Genomic DNA, 19,341 nt, shown 5'->3' with positions numbered 1-19,341 from the left:
CTCAGAGCCCCGCACGAGCGGGTCCGTCGTCGGTCCGTGCCCGCCCGTTGCGCCGGGCGGGCACGGACCGACGACGCGGCTACTTCTCGGTCACCCCGGCCGAGTCGAACGTCGCCACCTCGTGCATCGCCCGGGCCGCGCTCTGCACGACCGGGAGGGCCAGCAGGGCGCCGGTGCCCTCGCCGAGACGGAGGTCGAGGTCGACCAGGGGGCGCAGGCCCAGCTTGTTGAGGGCGGCCACGTGGCCGGGCTCGGCGCTGCGGTGGCCGGCGATGCAGGCCGCCAGCACCTCCGGGGCGATGGCGCGGGCCACCAGGGCCGCCGCGCCGGCGCTCACACCGTCCAGGATCACCGGTGTGCGCAGGGAGGCCCCGCCGAGGAGGAGGCCCACCATCGCGGCGTGCTCCAGACCGCCGATGGCCGCGAGGACACCGATCGGGTCGGCGGGGTCCGGCTGGTGGAGTTCCAGGGCCCGGCGTACCACCTCGGTCTTGCGGGCCAGGGTCTCGTCGTTGATACCGGTGCCGCGGCCGGTGACCTCGGCCGGGTCGGCGCCGGTGAAGACGGAGATCAGCGCCGCCGAGGCCGTGGTGTTGGCGATGCCCATCTCGCCCGTGATCAGGGCCTTGTTACCGGCCGCCACCAGATCGCGGGCGGTCTCGATGCCCACCTCGATGGCCGCCCTGACCTCCTCGCGGGTCAGCGCGGGACCGGTCGTCATGTCGGCCGTGCCCGCACGGACCTTGCGCGGCAGCAGGCCGGGGGTCGCGGGCAGGTCGGAGGCCACACCCACGTCGACGACGCAGACCTCGGCACCGACCTGGGTGGCGAAGGCGTTGCAGACCGCGCCGCCGCCGAGGATGTTGGCCACCATCTGGCCGGTGACCTCCTGCGGCCACGGGGTGACGCCCTGCGCGTGGACGCCGTGGTCGCCCGCGAAGATCGCGACGGCGGCCGGTTCCGGGATCGGGGGCGGGCACATCCGGGACAGGCCCGAGAGCTGCGCGGAGATGATCTCCAGCATGCCGAGGGCACCGGCCGGCTTGGTCATGCGCTTCTGGCGCTCCCACGCCTCGCCGAGCGCCTTGGCGTCCAGCGGGCGGATGTTGGTGACGGTCTCGGCGAGCAGGTCGTGCGGCTCCTCGCCGGGCAGCGCGCGACGGCCGTACGTCTCCTCGTGCACGACCCAGGACAGCGGGCGGCGCTTGGACCAGCCCGCCTGCATCAGCTCGGGCTCCTCCGGGAACTCGTCGACGTATCCGACGCAGAGGTAGGCCACGACCTCCAGGTGCTCGGGCAGGCCCAGCTCGCGGACCATCTCCCGCTCGTCGAAGAAGCTGACCCAGCCGACGCCCAGGCCCTCGGCGCGGGCCGCGAGCCACAGGTTCTCGACGGCGAGCGCGGAGGAGTACGGGGCCATCTGCGGCTGGGTGTGGCGGCCGAGGGTGTGCCGGCCGCCGCGGGTCGGGTCGGCGGTGACGACGATGTTCACCGGGGTGTCGAGGATGGCCTCGATCTTCAGTTCCTTGAACTGCTTCGCGCGGCCCTTGGGGAGCGACTGGGCGTACGCCTCGCGCTGGCGGGCGGCCAGTTCGTGCATCGTGCGCCGTGTCTCGGCGGAGCGGATGACGACGAAGTCCCAGGGCTGGGAGTGGCCGACGGAGGGCGCCGTGTGGGCCGCCTCCAGGACGCGGAGCAGCACGTCGTGCGGGATCGGGTCGCTGCGGAAGCCGTTGCGGATGTCGCGGCGCTCGCGCATGACGCGCAGGACGGCCTCGCGTTCGGCGTCGTCGTAGCCGGGCGCGGCCGGTCCGGTGGACTCTCGTGTCCGGGCCACGGCGGCCGTGCTCTCCTCCTGGTCGGCGGCGCGGGTGTCCAGGTCCTCCGCCTGCTGTGCCGCCACGGGCTCCGGGCTCTCCTCCTCGGCCTCGACCGGCGCCTCCGGTACGGGAGTCGCCTCGGCGTCGGGAGCCGGGTCGGGCTCCCTGGGGGCGGGCAGGACGAGGACGGGCTCCTCGTCCTGCCCGCTGTCGGGCGCCGGTTCGGCGGGCTGCTCGACGGTCACCGCGGCCGGGCCCGCCGCCTCTTCGGCGATCTGCTCGGCCCGCTCCTCCGGGAGGGGCGGCACGGTCATGGCGTGGGGCGGGGTCGGAGCCAGGTGCGGGGTGGTCGGCACCATGCCCTCGACGGGCACGAACTGGCCGGCGGGCTGCTCGGCGTGGGTCTCCGGGGGTCCGTCCTGCAGCGCGGCCGCCTCGCCGTGGCCCTCGTGTGCCACGGCCACCACGGGTTCTTCGGCGTACGCGGCGGTCTCGGCCGGCACCTCCTGCGGGGCCTCGGGCTCCTCGGCGCTCCGGACGGGCACGGCCTCGGGCTCGGTGGGCCCGGCGGACCACGGGGCCTCGGCGGGACCCTGGACCTGGACGGCCTCCGCGACGAACGGCTCGGCCTCCACCGGCTGCGGCTGGGGCTCCTGGGCCCCCGCGGGCGGTGCGGCCCCGGTGAACGGCACGGCTGGATCCGGGACCTGCGGCTCCGCCGGGTACACGGGCTGCGGGTCCGGCGCCGCGTACGCGGCCTGCGGGGCCTCGGGCGCGTGCTGCCCGGCGTCCTCCGACGGGTGCGCGTAGTGGGGTGCGGCGGGGAAGGGCGTGGGCTGGGGCGCGTGTGCGAACTCCGGGACGGCCTGGGCGAACTCGGGGCCGTGGCCCCCGTCCGGGGCCTGCGGGAACAGCGAACCGTCGGCGAGCTGGGGAGCCTGCGCGTAGTCCTGCACGAGAACCGGTTCGAGGACCGGTTCGGGGACCGGGACTGCGTCCGGTACCTGGACGTCCTCCACGGTCCCGGCCGGCTGCTCATCGGGCCGAACGGCTTCCGGCTGCGGCGCACCGTACGCCTCTTCGGGTGCCTGCACCGCTTCCGGAGCCTGCTCGGGCTCTGCGGGGTCCGCGGCGGACCGGGTCTGCGCGGCGTCGGGGCCGTCGGCGCTCGGAGCGTCCTGTCCCTGCGGCGCCTCGGCGGGCTGCTCCGCCGCCGGCTCCTCCGAGGGTTCCGGCGGGACCGGGGGGCCCTGGACCTCGGGAAGCGACGCGTCACCCTCGGCTTCGGGTACCTGCGCGACGGGGGCGGCCTCGACGGCTGCCGGTTCACCGGCGTGCGCCTCGGCGACCGCCGGGAAGACCGTTTCTGCAGGCACGTCCTCGGAACCGACCTGTGCCACCGGAGGCGCTACCTGTACCTGGGCCTGCGCCTGGGCTCCCCAGGGCGCCGCGCCCTGCAGCGCGATCTCGTCACGCGGTACGTCGAGGTATTCGGGTCCGGACGTGGGCGGACCCGCCTGCCGTACGGGAAAGGGGGTGGGCGGCGCTCCCGCCGGACCGCGGTCGGCGAGCGAACGCACCGGGCTGCCGGCACCGTCCGGGGTGGGCGGGCCGAGGTGCAGGGGGCGACGGGCGACGGGCGGCTGCGGTGCGGGCGAGGACATCCGGACGGCGCTGAGGTCGACCGAGCCGCTGTCGCGGCCCGCCGTCTCGTGCGGACCGGGCTCGTGGACGGCCTCGACGACAGGCGCCGGGGCCGGCGGGGCCACTTCGTTGCCCCAAGCCCCCTGGGCGCCCGGCAGCAGCAACAGGTCTTCGTCTTCGGCGGTGGACTCGGAGAGGTAGGTGTACGCGCCGGGGGCGGGGACGCCCGGCTGCTCCACCATGCCTGCGTTCTCCGGCAGTCCCTCGCCCGGGACCTGGCCGGTGTCGGTCATGCGTACCCCTCGCCCATCGGTTTAGTGCTCCTACGACCTGCTCGTCCGGAGCGGCGCACCGACCGCCCGTCATGAGAACGAGCACACGGGCCGGGCGGCACGAACGACCGGTCGACAAAGCCATTAACTGGCATTGTCGCGGTCGGTCCGCCACCGCGACAGGGTGATCCGTCACGGCCCGCTGTGGACTGCGCCACTTTGCGCGTCCTCCGGTTTCCGCCGTACCACACGCATCCCAAAACAGGTGCGTTTTCCGGACATTGACCGGCGAAATACCGGACAACCCGACTGCGGTACAACGATCGGTCAGCCTACCGCGCGCGGTACGACTACAGGATCACAGGGCGCGATCGGGCAGTGACCCGCCTGCCGGCCGGCCACCGCACCTCGGCGCGGTCAGTCGCGTCGCCCCAGTTCTCCGGAGAGCAGGAAGGCGACGCTGCGCTCCTTCTCCGTCCAGGCGCGGGTGTCCATCTCGACGGACTGCAGGAGCGCGCATTCGACCCGGTAGTCGTGCTCCGTCAGGTCCCTGCCGATGAGTTCGGCGGCGTCGCGGGTCGCGGCGTGCGTGACGATCCGCTGGGGGCGCCGGTCGGCGACGGCCGAGACCACCGCGGCCCCACCCCCGCCCACACGCACGACGTCCGGTTCCGGGAGGTTCTCGAGGACGTGCGGCGCGGTCCCGTGGGTGATCTGGAGCTGGACACCGAAGCGGCGGGCGGCGGCCATCGTGCGGGCACAGGCGTCGGGGTCGCGGTCGACGGCGATGACGGCGGCGCCGCAGCGCGCGGCCTCCGTGGCGAAGGCGCCGCTGCCGGAGCCGATGTCCCAGACGAGGTCGCCGATGCGCGGTCCCAGCCGGGCGAGTTGGGCGGCGCGCAGTACCTCGGTCTCGCCCTCGCCGAGCTCGTGGCCGTACATGTCGTCGGGCAGCGCCCAGCCGCGGGGGCCGGTGCCCGGGTCGCGGCCGGCGATCCAGCCGCCGCCCTCGGAGGACGCGACGGGGCCGCCGAGCACGATGACGACGTTCGGGTCGCGCCAGGTGTGGTCGGCGACCTTGTCGGAGGTCAGGACCGTGACCCGTTCCCGCTCGGAGCCGAGTTCCTCGCAGATGACGAAGGTGCGGTGGACTCCGTCCAGGAGCAGGCCCAGCTCGGCCGGTCCGGCGCCGGGTGAGGTGAGGACGGCGACCTTGCTGTGGGCCCGGCACACGTTCACCGCGCGTCGCAGGGTGCGCCGGTGCGCGACGACCACCTGTGCGTCGTCCCAGGGCATGCCGGCGCGGGCGAAGGCGGCGGCCACGGACGAGACCGCGGGGACGACCTCGACCTCCAGGCCGAACTCGGGCGCGCGCAGGGTGCGTACGACTCCGAAGAAGCCCGGGTCGCCGTCGGCGAGGACGACGGCGGTGCCGCGATGGGCGGCGATGCGGCGGCCCGCGAGGGCGACGCTGCCGAGGCGGATGCGCTCGGCGGACGGGGGCACTTCGGGGAGGACCAGGTGATGTCCCGCGCCGGCCACCAGTGTGGCGACGCCGAGAGCCGAGCGCGCCGCGTCCGTCAGCGGCGAGCCGTCCCAGCCGATCACCGTGACCCGGTCGGCCATCGTCGTCAGTCTCCTGGAGTCTTCGCAGGTCGTCAGGTCGTCAGGTGGGCGTGCGGCCGGGCGGGCGTGCGGAGCCCAGTGAGCGTACCTCGTGACGTCCGGGGGTGCGGGCGGGGGTCCGCGGCCGCCTCCGGTGCGGTTCCGGTCAGTTCCAGTCGGAGTAGGCGGTGAACCCGCCGCTGTCGGCGAGCTGCTCGGCGATGCCCTCGATGTCCTCGGGAAGCAGGCCCCACACGATGAAGTCGGTGCGCAGATCCTCCCAGCGCCCGCTCTCGGTGCGGGTGCGCGCTATACAGGCTCCGCGCAGGACGCCCTCGCTGATGCAGCCGATCTTCTGCGCGACCTGCTGGGAGGCGGTGTTGTCGGCCGCGGTGCGCAGCTCCAGACGCTCGAACCGCTGGTCGCCGAAGAGCCACTGGGCGGTGGCGAGTGACGCTTCGGACGCGTAGCCCTCGCCGCGTGCCCAGGGCGCGATGATGTACGAGAGCTCTGTGGAGCGGACATGCCAATTCGTCCTGCCCAGCTGGATGACGCCGACCAGCCGCTGGGTGAGGAACTCCGTGACGGCGAGGTCCAGTCCGCGGCCCGAGGTGCGCTCGGCGGGCGCGTACCGGGTGATCCAGGTGCGGGCGGCGGCCTCGGTGAAGGGCTGCGGCACGGACGTCCAGGCCGCGACCTGCTCGTCGTTCATCATCTCGGTGAGGGCGGGAACGTCGTCGTCCTCGAGAGGGCGCAGTACCAACCGCTCCGTGTTCAGGGAGATGTCGGGGAAGGTGTTCGTCATGCGCCGCTCCGTAACCATCAGGGACCGTCGGGCCTGCTGAACTGCCCAGCATGCAGCATGTGAGCGCCGAACTGCACCACGGTGTCGACGAGTCGACACCGTGGTGCAGAGGGAACGGCGGCCGACGGGAGGGTGACGGACCTGCGCCGCGTCAGCCGCTCCCGGAGCCGTCCGGTGCGGTCAGAACGACGCGACGACGGAACCGGCGTACTTGTCCTCGATGAACTTCTTGACCTCGGCGGAGGTCAGGAGCTCGGCGAGCTTCCTGACGCGCGGGTCGTCCTCGTTCCCCTCCTTGACGGCGAGGAAGTTGCCGTACGGGTTGTCGTCGGCGGACTCCAGGACCAGGGCGTCGTCGGAGGGCTTGAGGTCCGACTCGATCGCGTAGTTGCCGTTGATCACGGCGGCGTCGACGTCGTCCAGGGAGCGCGGGGTCTGGGCCGCCTCCAGCTCCTTGAACTTGAGGTTCTTCGGGTTCTTCGCGATGTCCTTGGGGGTCGCGTCGTTGCCCGCGCCGTCCTTGAGCGTGATGATCCCGTTGGCGTCGAGGAGCTTGAGCGCCCGCGCCTCGTTGACCGTGTCGTTCGGGACGGCGACCGTCGCACCGCTCTTCAGCTCGTCGGCCTTGTCGACCTTGTTGGAGTAGAGACCGAGCGGCTCCAGGTGGACCGTGACGACGGGCACGATGTGGGTGCCGTTCTTCTTGTTGAAGTCGTCGAGGTACGGCTGGTTCTGGAAGTAGTTGGCGCCGACGGAGCCGTCCTCGGTCGCGGTGTTCGGCAGGACGTAGTCCGTGAACTCCTTGACCTGCAGGTCGAGTCCCGCGTCCTTCGCCAGGTTGTCCCGCACGTAGGTGAGGATCTCGGCGTGCGGGACCGGGCTGGCGGCGACGATCAGCGGGCCGCTCGCGTCGGAGCCGGCGCCCTTCTCCGCGCCGCAGGCGGTGAGACCCAGGGTGAGGGCTCCGGCGGCGAGCACGGCGGTGGTGAGCTTGGCGGTGTTACGCACGAAAAGTGCCTTTCCTGAGGGTGTGGCGGCCCCGCGGGGGTGTGCGGGGAGAACCGAGGGGGTGGAAGTGGGCAGCGGGAGCCGTAGTGGTCAGACGGTCTTGCTGGTCGCGGTGGCGGCCTTCAGGAGCCTGAGCCGCGGGGCCGCGCCGGACTGGCCACCGCGCCGGTGCAGCCCGCGCGCGGCGAAGTCGCCCGCGAACTGGATGAGGGAGATGACCACCGCGAGGATGCCCACGGTGATCCACATCAGTTCGGTCTCGAAGCGCTGGTAGCCGTAGCGGATGGCGATGTCGCCGAGGCCTCCCGCGCCGACGGTGCCGGCCATGGCGGAGTAGCCGAGGAGCGCGACGATCGTCGTGGTGGTGCTGGAGATCAGCGACGGCAGCGACTCGGGTACGAGCACCTTGCGGACGACGGTCCAGGTGTTGCCGCCCATCGACTGCACGGCTTCCACCAGGCCGCCGTCCACCTCGCGGACGGCCGTCTCGACCAGGCGCGCGAAGAACGGGATCGCACCGATCGCGAGCGGCACGATGGCGGCCTCGCGGCCGATGGTGGTGCCGGTGATCGACCGGGTGAAGCCCATGAGCGCGACCATCAGGATGATGAAGGGCATCGAGCGGGCGACGTTCACGATCTGCCCGATGACCTTGTTCAGCACGGTGTTCTGCAGCAGGCCGCCGCGGTCCGTGAGAACCAGCAGGATGCCCAGCGGCAGCCCGCCGACGACGGCGATGAGCGTCGACCAGCCGACCATGTAGAAGGTGTCCCAACAGGCCTGCTCCAGCAGCGGCTGCATCTCGGACCAGGTCACTTGGCACCTTCCTTCACCAGTACGGGCGCCTGCCCCGCTTGTTCGACGAGGTCGATCTGCAGACCCTGCTCGCGCAGGAAGCCGACCGGCACGACGTTCTCCTCGTAGCGGCCGGGCAGCTCGATGCGCATCCGGCCGACCTGCTTGCCACCGACGGTGTCCATCGCGGCGCCGAGGATCGAGATGTCGATGTTGTAGGTGCGGGAGAGCTGCGAGATGACGGGCCGGGTCGCGGCGTCGCCGTGGAAGGTGACGTCGATGACCGTGCGGTCGTCGCCGGAGGCGTCGCCGCTCACCGGGAAGAGCGCGGCGGCCAGCTCGGAGCCCGGCGTGGCGAGCAGTTCGCTGACCGTGCCGGACTCGACGATCTTCCCGTTCTCCATGAGGGCGGCCGAGTCGCAGACGGTCTTGACGACGTCCATCTCGTGCGTGATGAGCAGGACGGTCAGGCCGAGCTGCCGGTTCAGGTCGCGCAGCAGGTGGAGGATGGAGCGGGTGGTCTCGGGGTCGAGGGCGCTGGTCGCCTCGTCGGAGAGGAGCACCTTCGGGTCGCCGGCCAGGGCGCGGGCGATGCCGACGCGCTGCTTCTGGCCGCCGGAGAGCTGGGCCGGGTAGGCCTTGGCCCGGTCGGCGAGACCGACGAGGTCGAGCAGTTCCAGCGCCTTGCGGGAACGTTCCTTCCCCGACTTGCCAAGGATCTCCAGCGGCAGCTCGACGTTGTCCTGGACCGTCCGCGAGGACAGCAGGTTGAAGTGCTGGAAGACCATGCCGATGTGGCTGCGCGCCTTCCGCAGCTCGCGGCCGGCGCGCGGGCCGCGCCCGGCGAGGGCCGTGAGGTCCTGCCCGGCGACGGTCACGGTGCCGGCGGTGGGGCGCTCCAGGAGGTTGACGCAGCGGATGAGGGAGGACTTGCCGGCGCCGGACTGTCCGATGACGCCGTACACCTCGCCCTCGCGGACATGCAGATCGACGCCGTCCAGGGCCGTGATCTCACGGCCGGGCGAGCGGTGGGCCCGATAGACCTTCGTCAGGCCAGTTGTCGTGATCACTGGGGGATTTCCGTCACTGTCGAGTGCAGGGCGTGGGTGTGCGCCGGGCACGGGTGCATTCGGTCGGAACGCGGCACGGTGGTTCACGCGGTGGCGTGGAAAGCCGGGTCTCGGCAGAACTGCGTGCGCGGGGCGGGCTCAGTCGCGTACGAAAGGGTCGTACGGGCAGACGTGAGCGGTCTCGCTTCGGGGCGCGAGGCTCTGGGTGGTGCGGGGGCCCTCTAGAAGGCGCACATTCGACACATACAGCGAGCACCGGGCGTCATGGTCGCCTCGGTCGCAGGGATGCGGCTGCTCGTCGTGGTCATGAGAAAAGTAAAGCAGACGTATGCGTGGGAACGGGAACCCGCTGTCCGCATGACGGACAGCCGTGGACGCCGCTCAGTCCCGTACGGAGATCTCCACTCCCCCGTCCGTGACCAGTGCCGACACGGCCGAGAGGTCGTCGACCACGACGTCGGCGGTCAGCTCGGCGGCCCGGTGGGTTGTGGCCAATGCCACGGTGGTCATTCCGGCCGCGCGGCCCGCCTGGAGACCCGCGGGTGCGTCCTCGAAGACGACACAGCGGGCCGGGTCCACGCCGAGCCGCCGGGCGGCGAGCAGGAACGGCTCGGGGTCGGGCTTGCCGCGCGTGATGTCGTCGGCGGCGATCAGGTTCTTGGGGCGGATGCCGACCTCGCCGAGGCGGGCCTCGGCGAGACGCCGCGTGGCGGAGGTCACGACGGCCCAGCGGTCGGCCGGCAGGGAGTCGAGGAGCGCCCGGGTGCCGGGCAGCAGGTGGACGCCGCCCGCGACGTCCTCCACCTCCAGCTGCTCGATGCGCACGACGGCCTCGGGGACCCTGGCGGCGGGCAGCAGGTCGGCGGCTATCTCGGCGGCCGGACGGCCGTGCAGTTCGACCCGGGCGAACTCCTCGGCGGTGATCCCGTGCTCCTCGGCCCACCTGCTCCAGCACCGGTGCACGGACTCCAGCGATGAGACAAGCGTTCCGTCGTTGTCGAACAGCAGGGCCTCGGTTCGGATCTTCATGTCCTCGACCCTACGGGGCACCTCGGGGGCGAGGGCATCGGGCCTTTTGGCCCGTAATAGGGTCGCGGCATGCTTGTTGCCCTGACGGTCGCGACCGCCGTCGCCGCGCTCGCGCTCGCCGCCTGGTGCGGCTGGGCCGCCCACCGGGACCAGCCGACCAAGGACTGGCACTTCATCGGTATGGCCGTGGTGACACTGCTCGCTCTCGTCCAGCTGGTGGTCGGCGTCGTCCAGCTGGCCCGCGGCGAGAAGCCGGAGCAGGGCACGACGATCTTCGTGGCCTATCTCGTCGGCGCCTTCGCGTGCGTTCCGGCGGCGGGCTTCATGTCGCTGGCGGAGCGCACCCGCTGGGGTTCGATCACGGTCGCGGCCGGCGGTGTGGTCCTGGCCGTGCTCCAGGTGCGGCTCCACGACATCTGGGGAGGCTGAGATGGTGGTGACGCCGGAGAACGGCAGGCCCCAGAAGCTGATCAGCGGCCCCGGCACGCTGCTGGTGTGGCTGTACGGCGTGATGGTGGTCGGCGCGGTGTCGCGCTCGGTCTTCCAGATCGCGACGGACTTCGACCGGGCGCCCCTCGCCTACTCCCTGTCCGCCGCGGCGGGTGTCGTGTACGGCTTCATCACGTACTCGCTCGTCCGCGGCGGGGAGACGGCCCGCAGGGCGGCGCTCGTGTGCTGCGCCGCCGAGCTCGTCGGCGTACTGGCGGTCGGCACCTGGACCCTGGTGGAGCCCTCGGCCTTCGCGGACTCCACCGTCTGGTCCGACTACGGCATGGAGTACCTGTTCATCCCGGTCGTCCTGCCGGTGACCGCGCTGTTCTGGCTCCGCAAGGCACGCCGGACCCAGTAGGGCGCCCGGGTCCCGGGCGCCCCTTCAGGGGCGCGGGGAACCGCGCGACCAGCCACAACGCACCCGCGGACACACGCGCCATCCCGCGGAGCGCTACGCGCTCGCGACGAACGCGCCGGCTGTCGCGCCCTTGGCCAGCGTCACCAGGCTGAGCCGCTCGTCCACCCGCCGCGTGGCCACCGGCTCGTACCCGTGCTTGCGGTACAGCCGCAGATTGTGCTCGCTGCGGTGGCCGCTGAAGAGCTGGAAGCTCTTCGCGCCCGAGCCCTCGGCGACCTTCGCCTCGATGGCGTCGAGAAGCCGCCCGCCCAGACCGTGCCGCTGCATGCGGGGGTGGACGATCAGTTTGTTGATCTTGGCGGTACCGTCGGTGTCCACCGTCGCGCGCACCGAGGCCACCACCTCGTCGCCGAGCCGGGCCACCAGGACCGTGCCGTCCGCGAGCTCCGCCTTGAGGGAGTCGAGCGGCTGGGTGAGGGGCTCGATGCTGTAGTCGCCGTACAGCGCGGCCTCGCTCTGGTAGCAGAGGAACTGCAGTTTGAGGATCTGTTCGGCATCCTGCTCTGTCGCCGCCGAGATGGTCACGCTCATGCCCATGTGTGCATGCCTCCCGCTCACCTGTTCCGCCGGTTGTCCCTCACTCCTATCCCCGTGGTTCGCGCGCCGCAACCTCCGACGCAAGCATTCGGCGCAGACATCCCAGGCATCTGGAACGTTCCGGACCGAGACTGCCCTGTGAGATACCCAACTCCCCCGCGATCTCCCGGTATGTGAGGTCCTTCGGGGACAGCAGAGCGGCCATGAGCCGCGGGCAGCGGCCCGGCAGGCGTCGTACGGCGGAGTGCAGGGCGCGGCGCCTGGCGGCGCTGAGCGCGAGCTGCTCGGGCCCGGGCCGGGTGTCGTCGGCGGGCTCGGACGCGTACGGCCGTTCGATGTTCGCGGTGCGCCGGGTGCGCCGCGCCTCGGAGCGGACGGCGCCCCGCAGCCAGGCGGCCGGGTCGGCGGGCGGGCCCTCCGTGCCGAGCCGCTCCAGGAGGCGCACCCAGACCGCCTGTTCCAGGTCGCCCGGCTCGGCTCCGGAGGCATATGCCTCCGCCGAGGCCTCGGCGGCGAGCAGGGGACGCAGCGTGGCAACCATGTCGTGGGTCATATGCGGCACGACGCGGCCGCCCCGGTGGAGGTTGCCGGGGCGGCCGACTGTCACCCCAACCGGGGCGGGCGGCTCCGCTGTTGACGCGTGGGACCCACGGGCGGTCTCAGCGCTCGAGGAAGTCCTCGCGGGCGAGGACCCCGGTGTCCGGGTTGTCGGTGAAGACCCCGTCGATGCCGGTCGCGAAGTACGTCCTGAAGGCGCCGAAGGCGTCTCCGTAGCCGTCGGCGTCCGTCCCCTTGCGGAAGTTCGCGGGCAGGAAGGGGTTCTCGTTGCGCATCGTGTACGGGTGCAGGACCAGGCCCTCGGCGTGCGCGTCCCGGACCAGGGTGGTCGGGGTGGTGAGGTTGCCGCCCGCGTCCTTCGGGATGACCAGGTCGAGGGTCGGGCCGATGCCCTGGGCGTACGAGGCGATCCACTTCAGGCCCGCGGGCTTGACGAGGTCGGCGACCGTACGCGGGTCGCCCGTCTCGACGAAGTCCCAGGGGCGGGTGCCGGCGGCGGACAGGAGCACGACCAGGGGGTTGCCGACCAGCTTGTTCAGGCGCTGGATGCTGGTGGGCTCGAAGGACTGGAGGATGACGGGCGAGTTCTTCTTGTCCAGGCCGTGCCTGCGCAGCACCTTGGCGACCCGCTCCTCCAGGCCGAGGCCCAGCTTGCGGAAGTAGGTGGGGTGCTTGAGCTCGGGGTAGATCCAGACCTGCCTGCCCCGCTTCCTGCTCTGCTCGTCCCGCCAGCGCAGCACCTCTTCGAAGGTGGGGATCTCCCAGCGGCCGTCGTAGAGCGTGTTGTGGGGGCGGTTGGCCGGGATGCGCTCCTTCGCCCGGAGCGTCTTCAGCTCGGCGAGCGTGAAGTCCTCGGTGAACCAGCCCGTCGTGGAGACGCCGTCGAGGAGCTTGGTCACCTTGCGGTCCGCGAACTCGGGGTGCGCGGACACGTCCGTCGTACCGCCGATCTCCGGCTCGTGACGGCACACCAGGTGGCCGTCCTTGGTCGGCACGAGGTCGCCCGCCTCGATGACGTGGGCGCCCATGTCGAGGGCCAGTTGGTACGAGCCGAGCGTGTGCTCCGGGCGGTAGCCGCTGGCCCCGCGGTGCCCGATGATCGTCGGCTTCGGCAGGCTCCGGTAGCCGCCGCTCCCGTGCTTCTCGTCGGCTCTCGCCGTGGCCGGCAGTCCGAGGACCGCTCCGCCGGCGCCGAGCACCGCGGCCCCGAGCAGCGCGCGTCGTCCCGCGCTGCTGCCCTTCAGTCCCTCGTTCGACTCCTGCGTCCCCATGAGCACTCCTCCGCATACTGCCCTGCACCTGTCAAAGCGGGACTGATCGTAGGTGCGCCCGGGTGACGGACGGGAGACCTTGGACGGAACACGCGGGTGACGCTGGATGTCGCGTGGGTGCGTGAGGTGGGGTGCGGGGTGGGTGAACTGACGGTCGGTCGGTTTCGCGGACCGTGGCTTGGATCCCGGGAGGCGGGTACCCGGCCGGTGGACGTACCGGGCTCCGTACCGACGGCTGACCGGCACGCCGGACCACCAGAACCGTACCGACCCCGCTCCATCGGCTCCACCCGTCGGCCCCGTTCGGACGCGACATCGGTCACACCGTCTCGTGCGGATGACGGCCGTGCTACAGCGCGGCACCGCAGGTAAAACAGGGTCAACACTGTGTATCCACTCGGTGAACCCGATGTGCAAGACCCCCGGGGCCGCGAGTATCGTCCTCACCTGCACAGACTTATACCGATCCCGGAGGGCCCGTTGTCCCGCTTCACGCTCATCAAGGCAGTGCTCGGACCGATCATGCGCCTGATGTTCCGCCCACGGGTGGAGGGTGCGGAGCGCATCCCGGGCTCCGGCCCGGTGATCCTCGCCGGCAACCACCTCACGTTCATCGACTCGATGATCATGCCGCTGTTCTGCGACCGTCAGGTCTTCTTCATCGGCAAGGACGAGTACGTCACCGGCAAGGGCCTCAAGGGCCGGCTGATGGCGTGGTTCTTCACCGGCTGCGGCATGATCCCCGTCGACCGGGACGGGGGCCGCGGCGGTGTCGCGGCGCTGATGACCGGCCGCCGGGTGCTGGAGGAGGGCAAGGTCTTCAGCATTTACCCGGAGGGCACCCGCTCCCCCGACGGCCGGCTCTACCGCGGCCGCACCGGCATCGCCCGGCTGGCCCTGATGACCGGAGCGCCCGTCGTCCCGTTCGCCATCATCGGCACGGACAAGATCCAGCCGAGCGGCGCCGGCTTCCCCCGCCCCGGACGGGTCACCGTCCGCTTCGGCGAGGCGATGGAGTTCTCGCGGTACGAGGGCATGGGCCGTGACCGCTACGTGCTGCGCGCCGTGACGGACTCGGTGATGACCGAGGTCATGCGGCTGTCGGGGCAGGAGTACGTGGACATGTACGCCACGAAGGCCAAGGAAGCGGCGTAGCTCCGCTGGTTTGGCGGGCTCCCGGGGTGGGGGTCGGTGGTTCGGTGCGGGTTCGTCGTGGCTGGTCGCGCAGTTCCCCGCGCCCCTAACGGGCGCTTCCCTCGCCCTCGTTCTCCAGTTTCTGGCCCCGTAGGAGCACCCACGCCGCCACCGACGCGGCCAGCAGCACCACCGCACCGAGGCCCGACGCCAGGGCGACGCCGTCGACGAAGGCCGTGCGGGCGGCGTCGAGGAGGGGCTCGGCGTCCGGCAGGGCCGCCGATGCCTCCACGGCTCCGCCGAGCGACTCGTGGGCCGCCGCGGCCACCTCGGGCGGTGTGCCCGCGGGGGCCGTGAACCCGGCGTAGACACCGGTGACGATCGAGCCGAGCAGGGCGATGCCGAGGGCCGCCCCCAGCTCGTACGCCGTCTCGGAGACCGCGGACGCTGCGCCCGCCTGTTCCTTGGGAACGCTGGAGAGGATCACGTCGGCGGTCACGGTGAAGGAGAAGCCGGCGCCGACGCCGACGACCAGCAGGGCCGCGCCGAGGAGCGGATACCCGGTGGACCGGTCGATCAGGGTCAGTGCGCCCAGGGCGAGTCCTATCGCGGCCAGGCCGCCCGCGGCGACGGCACGTACCGAGTACCGGCGTGCGAACGTACCGGCGACCAGGCCCGCCGCCACCGCGCCCAGCGCGGCGGGCAGTTCGGCGAGCCCCGCCTCCAAGGGGCCCCTGCCCTGCACGAGTTGCAGGTACTGCGAGAGGAAGAAGACCACTCCGGAGAGTCCGAGGATGGTCAGCAGGTCGGCGAGCACCGCCCCGGAGAAGCCACGGTTGCGGAACAACCTCATGTTCAGCAGCGGGACGGGCAGCGTGAGCTGGCGACGCACGAAGCCATGGAGCGCGGCCGCGCCGAGCAGCCCTGCCGCACCCGCCGTCAGGGTCGGACCGTGCGAAGCGGCTTCCTTGATGCCGTACACGATGCCGACCATGCCCACGAGGGACAGCACGACGCTGACGAGGTCCCAGGGGCCGGGCTCGGGGTTGCGGGACTCGGGCAGCAGCTTCACGCCGACGAGGACGAGGACCGCCATCACGGGGAGGTTGATCAGGAAGACGGAGCCCCACCAGAAGTGTTCGAGCAGGAAGCCGCCGACGACCGGGCCGACCGCCGTGCCGGCCGACGCGGTGGCGCCCCAGACGCCGATGGCGAGGCTGCGTTCGCGTGGGTCGTGGAAGAGGTTGCGGATGAGCGCGAGGGTGGCCGGCATCAGGGTCGCGCCCGCGACACCGAGCAGTGCCCGCGCGGCGATCAGGAGCTCGGGCGTCGTCGCGTAGGCGTTGAGCACGGACACGAGGCCGAACGCGACCGAGCCGATGAGCAGCAGCTTCTTGCGCCCGACGCGGTCACCGAGGCTGCCCATCGACACGAGCAGGCCCGCGATGACGAACGAGTAGACGTCGCCGATCCACAGGAGCTGGTTGCCCGAGGGCTGCAGGTCCTCGCTGATGTAGGGGGTCGCGAGACCGAGGACGGTCGCGTCGACGGCCACCAGCAGCACGGCGAGGACGAGGACGGCGAGCGCGAGCCAACGGCCCGGGCGCTTCTCCGTCTCCGTCGCGAACGCCGGCCGCACCGTGCTGGTCATGCTTCCTCTCTCCTTACCGCGCCGCCGAGCAGCAGCTCGACGATCATGTACTGGAAGTCGTTGGCCGCCACCCGGCCCTCGGTCACCGCCCAGGCCCCCGAGGCGATGAGCCCGTAGAGCGCTTCGGTGAGCCAGGCCGGGGTCAGGTCGATACGGAACTCGCCGCTCTCCTGGCCGCGCCGGAAGAGCGCGGCGATCCGGGCGTCGATACGGGCCCAGCCCTCGTTCTGCTCCTCGCCCTCGAACAGCTGGTTCTCGGTGTAGAGGAAGGCCATCAGCGCGGCGGAGCCCTCGAACTCCCCGACCATGCGGCGCACGGCCTCCCGGGCGGTGTCCTCGTCGAGCCGAGCCGCGTCCAGCGCCGCCTCGCACTCCTGGATGCCGAGGTCCTCCAGTGCCCGCACGAGGACGTCGCGTCCGGCGAACTGGCGGTGCAGCGTGGCCCGGCTGATCCCGGCCGCCTTGGCGACCTCGTCCATGGTCGCGGTGGATCTCCGGGTCAGCAGGGCGGCTGCGCTGCGCAGCACGTGTTCACGATCGACAGCCATGAGACAACAATAGACCACATGAGACAAGAGTGTCTCAACCGGGACGTGAGGCGATCATCACGAGAGCCGGGCCCTCGCGGTGACCCCGCGAAGGCCCGGCTGGAGATCCTGGCCGACGGTCAGTGCCAGGGCAGCTGCCCGCGGCGCGCCCAGTACGCCACCGGCTCCTCGGCGAGCGCCGCGAGCCCGGCGGTCTGCTCCTCGTCGAGGTCGACCACGGCGGCGTGCAGGTTCGAGGCCAACTGGACAGCCGTGGCCGCGCCGGACAGGACGACGCCCGCCCAGGGCTGCCGCAGGACGAGCGCGAGGGCGACCGCGTCGGAGCCGAGGCCCGCCTCCTGAGCGACCGCGCGCACGGCGGCCGGCGCGTGCGGATCGGCCAGCCGGCCGTTGGCCATGCCCTCCTTGACGATCACGGTGAGCCCGGCGTCGTGCGCCTCGGCGAGCGCGGGTCCCGCCGAGGTCTCCAGGACGTTGTAGGTGGCCTGGACGGTACGGAAGAGGGGCTCGCCGTCGACGGTCACCGCGAGCGCGGTACGGATGGCGTCGGCCTGCGCGGGGCCGCTGGTGGAGAACCCGACGGTCAGCCCCCGCGCGGCGGCCTCGGCCAGCTCGGCGTGCAGTTCCTTGTCGGTGAGGGCCGGGCTGTCGGGGGTCACCGAGTGGATCTGGTAGAGGTCGAGCCGCTCGCCGAGCAGTTCGGCGCTCTCGGCCCGCTGCCTCCGGTACGTGGCGAGGCCGTGGTCCTTGATCTCGTGCGCCTCGGCGTCGGTGCGCCACCCGGCCGTGTAGGTGTAGCCCCACTTGCTGCCGACCACGACGTCGGTGATGCCGGGCCGCGCGTTCAGCCAGTCGGCGAGGAACTCCTCCGAGCGGCCGTACGAGCGGGCGGCGTCGAAGTAGCGCACGCCCTGGGCGTAGGCGGCGTCGAGGAGTTCGTGCGTGCGGGCGCGCAGCGATTCGACCGTGCGGTCCGCCCCCAGGTCCTCGTCGCGGCCGAGGTTGAGGTAGCCGGGGCGGCCGATCGCGGCAAGGCCGAGGCCGATGTGGCAGGTGGGGGTCGTTGCTGTCGCCAGTCGGGCGAAGGGCATCGCGGGCTCCGGTTTCGGTCGGCTCCTGTACGGCGCCGGACCAACGTAACCCGCGATGACCTCTGTCGTCCGGCTCCCCGCTCCCGCACGGCTCCGGTGCGGGTCTCGTGGAGAACCGGTTACTTCTTCTGCTTCGCCGTGGCCCACTCGTGCTGGGCCGCCACGTCCGCCTTCACCTCTGCCAGTTGGATCGCCACCGCGCTGGGGGCGGTACCGCCACGGCCGTCCCGGGAGGCGAGGGCGCCCGGCACGTTCAGGACGGACCGCACCTCGGGCGTCAGGTGGGCGGAGATCTTCGCGAACTGCTCGTCCGTGAGCCCGTCGAGCTCGATGCCGTCGGCCTCGGCGGCCTTGACGCACTCGCCCGCGACCTCGTGCGCGACCCGGAACGGCACGTTCTGCTTGACCAGCCATTCCGCGATGTCGGTGGCGAGCGAGAAGCCGGCCGGGGCCAGCTCCTCCATGCGCTCACGGTTGACCGTCAGCGTGGCCATCATCCCGGTGAAGGCGGGGAGCAGGACCTCCAGCTGGTCGCAGGAGTCGAAGACCGGCTCCTTGTCCTCCTGGAGGTCACGGTTGTAGGCGAGGGGCAGCGCCTTCAGCGTCGCCATCAGGCCGGTGAGGTTGCCGATCAGCCGGCCGCTCTTGCCGCGCGCCAGCTCCGCGATGTCCGGGTTCTTCTTCTGCGGCATGATCGACGAGCCCGTGGAGAAGGCGTCGTGAAGGGTGACGAAGGAGAACTCCTTCGTGTTCCAGATGATGACCTCCTCGGCGATCCGGGAGAGGTTCACACCGATCATCGCGGTGATGAAGGCGAACTCGGCGACGAAGTCGCGGGAGGCGGTGCCGTCGATGGAGTTGCCGACGCTGCCGTGCTCGAAGCCGAGGTCCGCGGCGACCGCCTCCGGGTCGAGACCGAGGCTGCTGCCCGCGAGCGCGCCCGAGCCGTACGGCGAGACGGCGGTCCGCTCGTCCCACTGGCGCAGGCGCTCGGCGTCCCGGGAGAGGGGCTGGGCGTGGGCCAGCACATGGTGGGCGAACAGCACGGGCTGGGCGTGCTGGAGGTGCGTACGGCCGGGCATCGCCACGTCCGGGTGCGCCTCCGCGAGGCCGACCAGCGCGTCCTGGAGGTCGGCGATCAGGCCGCCGATGATGCGGGCGTGGTCGCGCAGGTACATCCGGAAGAGCGTGGCCACCTGGTCGTTGCGCGAGCGGCCCGCGCGCAGCTTGCCGCCGAGGTCCGGGCCGAGCCGCTCCAGGAGACCGCGCTCCAGGGCGGTGTGGACGTCCTCGTCGGCGACGGTGCCGACGAAGGAGCCGTCCGCGACGTCGGCCTGCAGACGGTCGAGCCCCGCGAGCATGCGGTCCAGCTCGTCGTCGTCGAGGAGGTGTGCCTTGTGCAGCACGCGCGCGTGGGCACGCGAGCCGGCGATGTCGTAGGGCGCGAGCCGCCAGTCGAAGTGGACGGACGCGGACAGCTTCGCCAGGGCCTCGGCGGGACCGTCGGCGAAACGACCGCCCCAGAGCCGTACGTCACCGCTGTTGCTGCTCACTTGCTGTGCTCCTCAGAACTGTTGGTGTGCGACCGCCACC

General features: G+C 71.9%; 17 protein-coding genes. 3 read left to right on the top strand and 14 right to left on the bottom strand.

The genetic code is table 11. The features are described from left to right. Positions 1 to 79: 79 nt before the first annotated feature. The 7 genes from cobT to O1Q96_RS14145 all read right to left on the bottom strand — a co-directional run bounded on the left by cobT (position 80) and on the right by O1Q96_RS14145 (position 10,048). Positions 80 to 3,757 (bottom strand): nicotinate-nucleotide--dimethylbenzimidazole phosphoribosyltransferase, encoded by a 3,678-nt coding sequence (cobT, locus tag O1Q96_RS14175; RefSeq protein WP_269248513.1) that lies wholly within the window; start codon positions 3,755 to 3,757, stop codon positions 80 to 82. Between the two features lie 396 nt (positions 3,758 to 4,153). After that, complete coding sequence (gene cbiE, locus O1Q96_RS14170; RefSeq protein WP_269248512.1) at positions 4,154 to 5,362, bottom strand: precorrin-6y C5,15-methyltransferase (decarboxylating) subunit CbiE; 1,209 nt, start codon at positions 5,360 to 5,362, stop codon at positions 4,154 to 4,156. 145 nt (positions 5,363 to 5,507) lie between these two features. After that, positions 5,508 to 6,146, bottom strand: coding sequence for a GNAT family N-acetyltransferase (locus O1Q96_RS14165; protein ID WP_269248511.1), 639 nt, complete (start codon positions 6,144 to 6,146; stop codon positions 5,508 to 5,510). A 180-nt stretch (positions 6,147 to 6,326) separates the two neighbouring features. Further along, a complete protein-coding gene (locus O1Q96_RS14160; protein WP_269248510.1) occupies positions 6,327 to 7,154 on the bottom strand; it encodes a MetQ/NlpA family ABC transporter substrate-binding protein in 828 nt (275 codons plus the stop codon). A 90-nt stretch (positions 7,155 to 7,244) separates the two neighbouring features. Further along, positions 7,245 to 7,970, bottom strand: coding sequence for a methionine ABC transporter permease (locus tag O1Q96_RS14155; RefSeq protein WP_269248509.1), 726 nt, complete (start codon positions 7,968 to 7,970; stop codon positions 7,245 to 7,247). After that, positions 7,967 to 9,019 carry a methionine ABC transporter ATP-binding protein gene (locus tag O1Q96_RS14150; RefSeq protein WP_269248508.1) on the bottom strand — a complete coding sequence of 351 codons (1,053 nt, stop codon included), beginning with the start codon at positions 9,017 to 9,019 and terminating at the stop codon, positions 7,967 to 7,969. The genes O1Q96_RS14155 and O1Q96_RS14150 overlap by 4 nt, the downstream gene beginning before the upstream one ends. A gap of 381 nt (positions 9,020 to 9,400) precedes the next feature. Beyond that, on the bottom strand, positions 9,401 to 10,048 hold the full coding sequence (locus O1Q96_RS14145; protein WP_269248507.1) for an HAD family hydrolase: 648 nt from the start codon (positions 10,046 to 10,048) through the stop codon (positions 9,401 to 9,403). A 69-nt stretch (positions 10,049 to 10,117) separates the two neighbouring features. Between O1Q96_RS14145 and O1Q96_RS14140 the strand changes: the two genes are divergently transcribed. Beyond that, positions 10,118 to 10,477 (top strand): hypothetical protein, encoded by a 360-nt coding sequence (locus tag O1Q96_RS14140; protein WP_217452387.1) that lies wholly within the window; start codon positions 10,118 to 10,120, stop codon positions 10,475 to 10,477. A 1-nt stretch (position 10,478) separates the two neighbouring features. Beyond that, a complete protein-coding gene (locus O1Q96_RS14135) occupies positions 10,479 to 10,898 on the top strand; it encodes a hypothetical protein (protein WP_269248506.1) in 420 nt (139 codons plus the stop codon). 93 nt (positions 10,899 to 10,991) lie between these two features. Here O1Q96_RS14135 and O1Q96_RS14130 read toward each other — a convergent pair whose 3' ends face one another. The 3 genes from O1Q96_RS14130 to O1Q96_RS14120 all read right to left on the bottom strand — a co-directional run bounded on the left by O1Q96_RS14130 (position 10,992) and on the right by O1Q96_RS14120 (position 13,324). After that, positions 10,992 to 11,495: a GNAT family N-acetyltransferase gene (locus O1Q96_RS14130; RefSeq protein WP_269248505.1), complete on the bottom strand. Its 504-nt coding sequence runs from the start codon at positions 11,493 to 11,495 to the stop codon at positions 10,992 to 10,994. A gap of 46 nt (positions 11,496 to 11,541) precedes the next feature. Beyond that, a complete protein-coding gene (locus tag O1Q96_RS14125; RefSeq protein ID WP_269248504.1) occupies positions 11,542 to 12,048 on the bottom strand; it encodes an RNA polymerase sigma factor in 507 nt (168 codons plus the stop codon). Between the two features lie 106 nt (positions 12,049 to 12,154). Further along, positions 12,155 to 13,324 carry a glycerophosphodiester phosphodiesterase gene (locus O1Q96_RS14120; RefSeq protein ID WP_269248503.1) on the bottom strand — a complete coding sequence of 390 codons (1,170 nt, stop codon included), beginning with the start codon at positions 13,322 to 13,324 and terminating at the stop codon, positions 12,155 to 12,157. Positions 13,325 to 13,855: 531 nt separating this feature from the next. On the opposite strand from O1Q96_RS14120, the gene O1Q96_RS14115 reads away from it, so the two are divergent. After that, entirely contained in the window at positions 13,856 to 14,479 is a 624-nt protein-coding gene (locus tag O1Q96_RS14115; RefSeq protein WP_269248502.1) for a lysophospholipid acyltransferase family protein, read from the top strand. Between the two features lie 85 nt (positions 14,480 to 14,564). Here O1Q96_RS14115 and O1Q96_RS14110 read toward each other — a convergent pair whose 3' ends face one another. The 4 genes from O1Q96_RS14110 to argH all read right to left on the bottom strand — a co-directional run bounded on the left by O1Q96_RS14110 (position 14,565) and on the right by argH (position 19,301). Further along, positions 14,565 to 16,109: an MFS transporter gene (locus tag O1Q96_RS14110; RefSeq protein ID WP_269248501.1), complete on the bottom strand. Its 1,545-nt coding sequence runs from the start codon at positions 16,107 to 16,109 to the stop codon at positions 14,565 to 14,567. Further along, positions 16,106 to 16,657, bottom strand: coding sequence for a TetR/AcrR family transcriptional regulator (locus O1Q96_RS14105; protein ID WP_269248500.1), 552 nt, complete (start codon positions 16,655 to 16,657; stop codon positions 16,106 to 16,108). Before O1Q96_RS14105 ends, O1Q96_RS14110 begins: the two co-directional genes overlap by 4 nt. Before the next feature lie 119 nt (positions 16,658 to 16,776). Further along, a complete protein-coding gene (locus O1Q96_RS14100) occupies positions 16,777 to 17,748 on the bottom strand; it encodes an aldo/keto reductase (protein ID WP_269248499.1) in 972 nt (323 codons plus the stop codon). A gap of 119 nt (positions 17,749 to 17,867) precedes the next feature. Continuing rightward, the gene (argH, locus tag O1Q96_RS14095) at positions 17,868 to 19,301 is read right to left on the bottom strand and encodes an argininosuccinate lyase (protein WP_269248498.1); all 1,434 of its coding nucleotides are present in this window, start codon (positions 19,299 to 19,301) and stop codon (positions 17,868 to 17,870) included. Positions 19,302 to 19,341: the final 40 nt, after the last annotated feature.

Source organism: Streptomyces aurantiacus (assembly GCF_027107535.1).
Classification (GTDB): Bacteria; Actinomycetota; Actinomycetes; order Streptomycetales; family Streptomycetaceae; genus Streptomyces.
The sequence above is the reverse complement of the archived record's forward strand: the minus strand, read 5'-3'. Positions and strand labels throughout refer to the sequence as shown.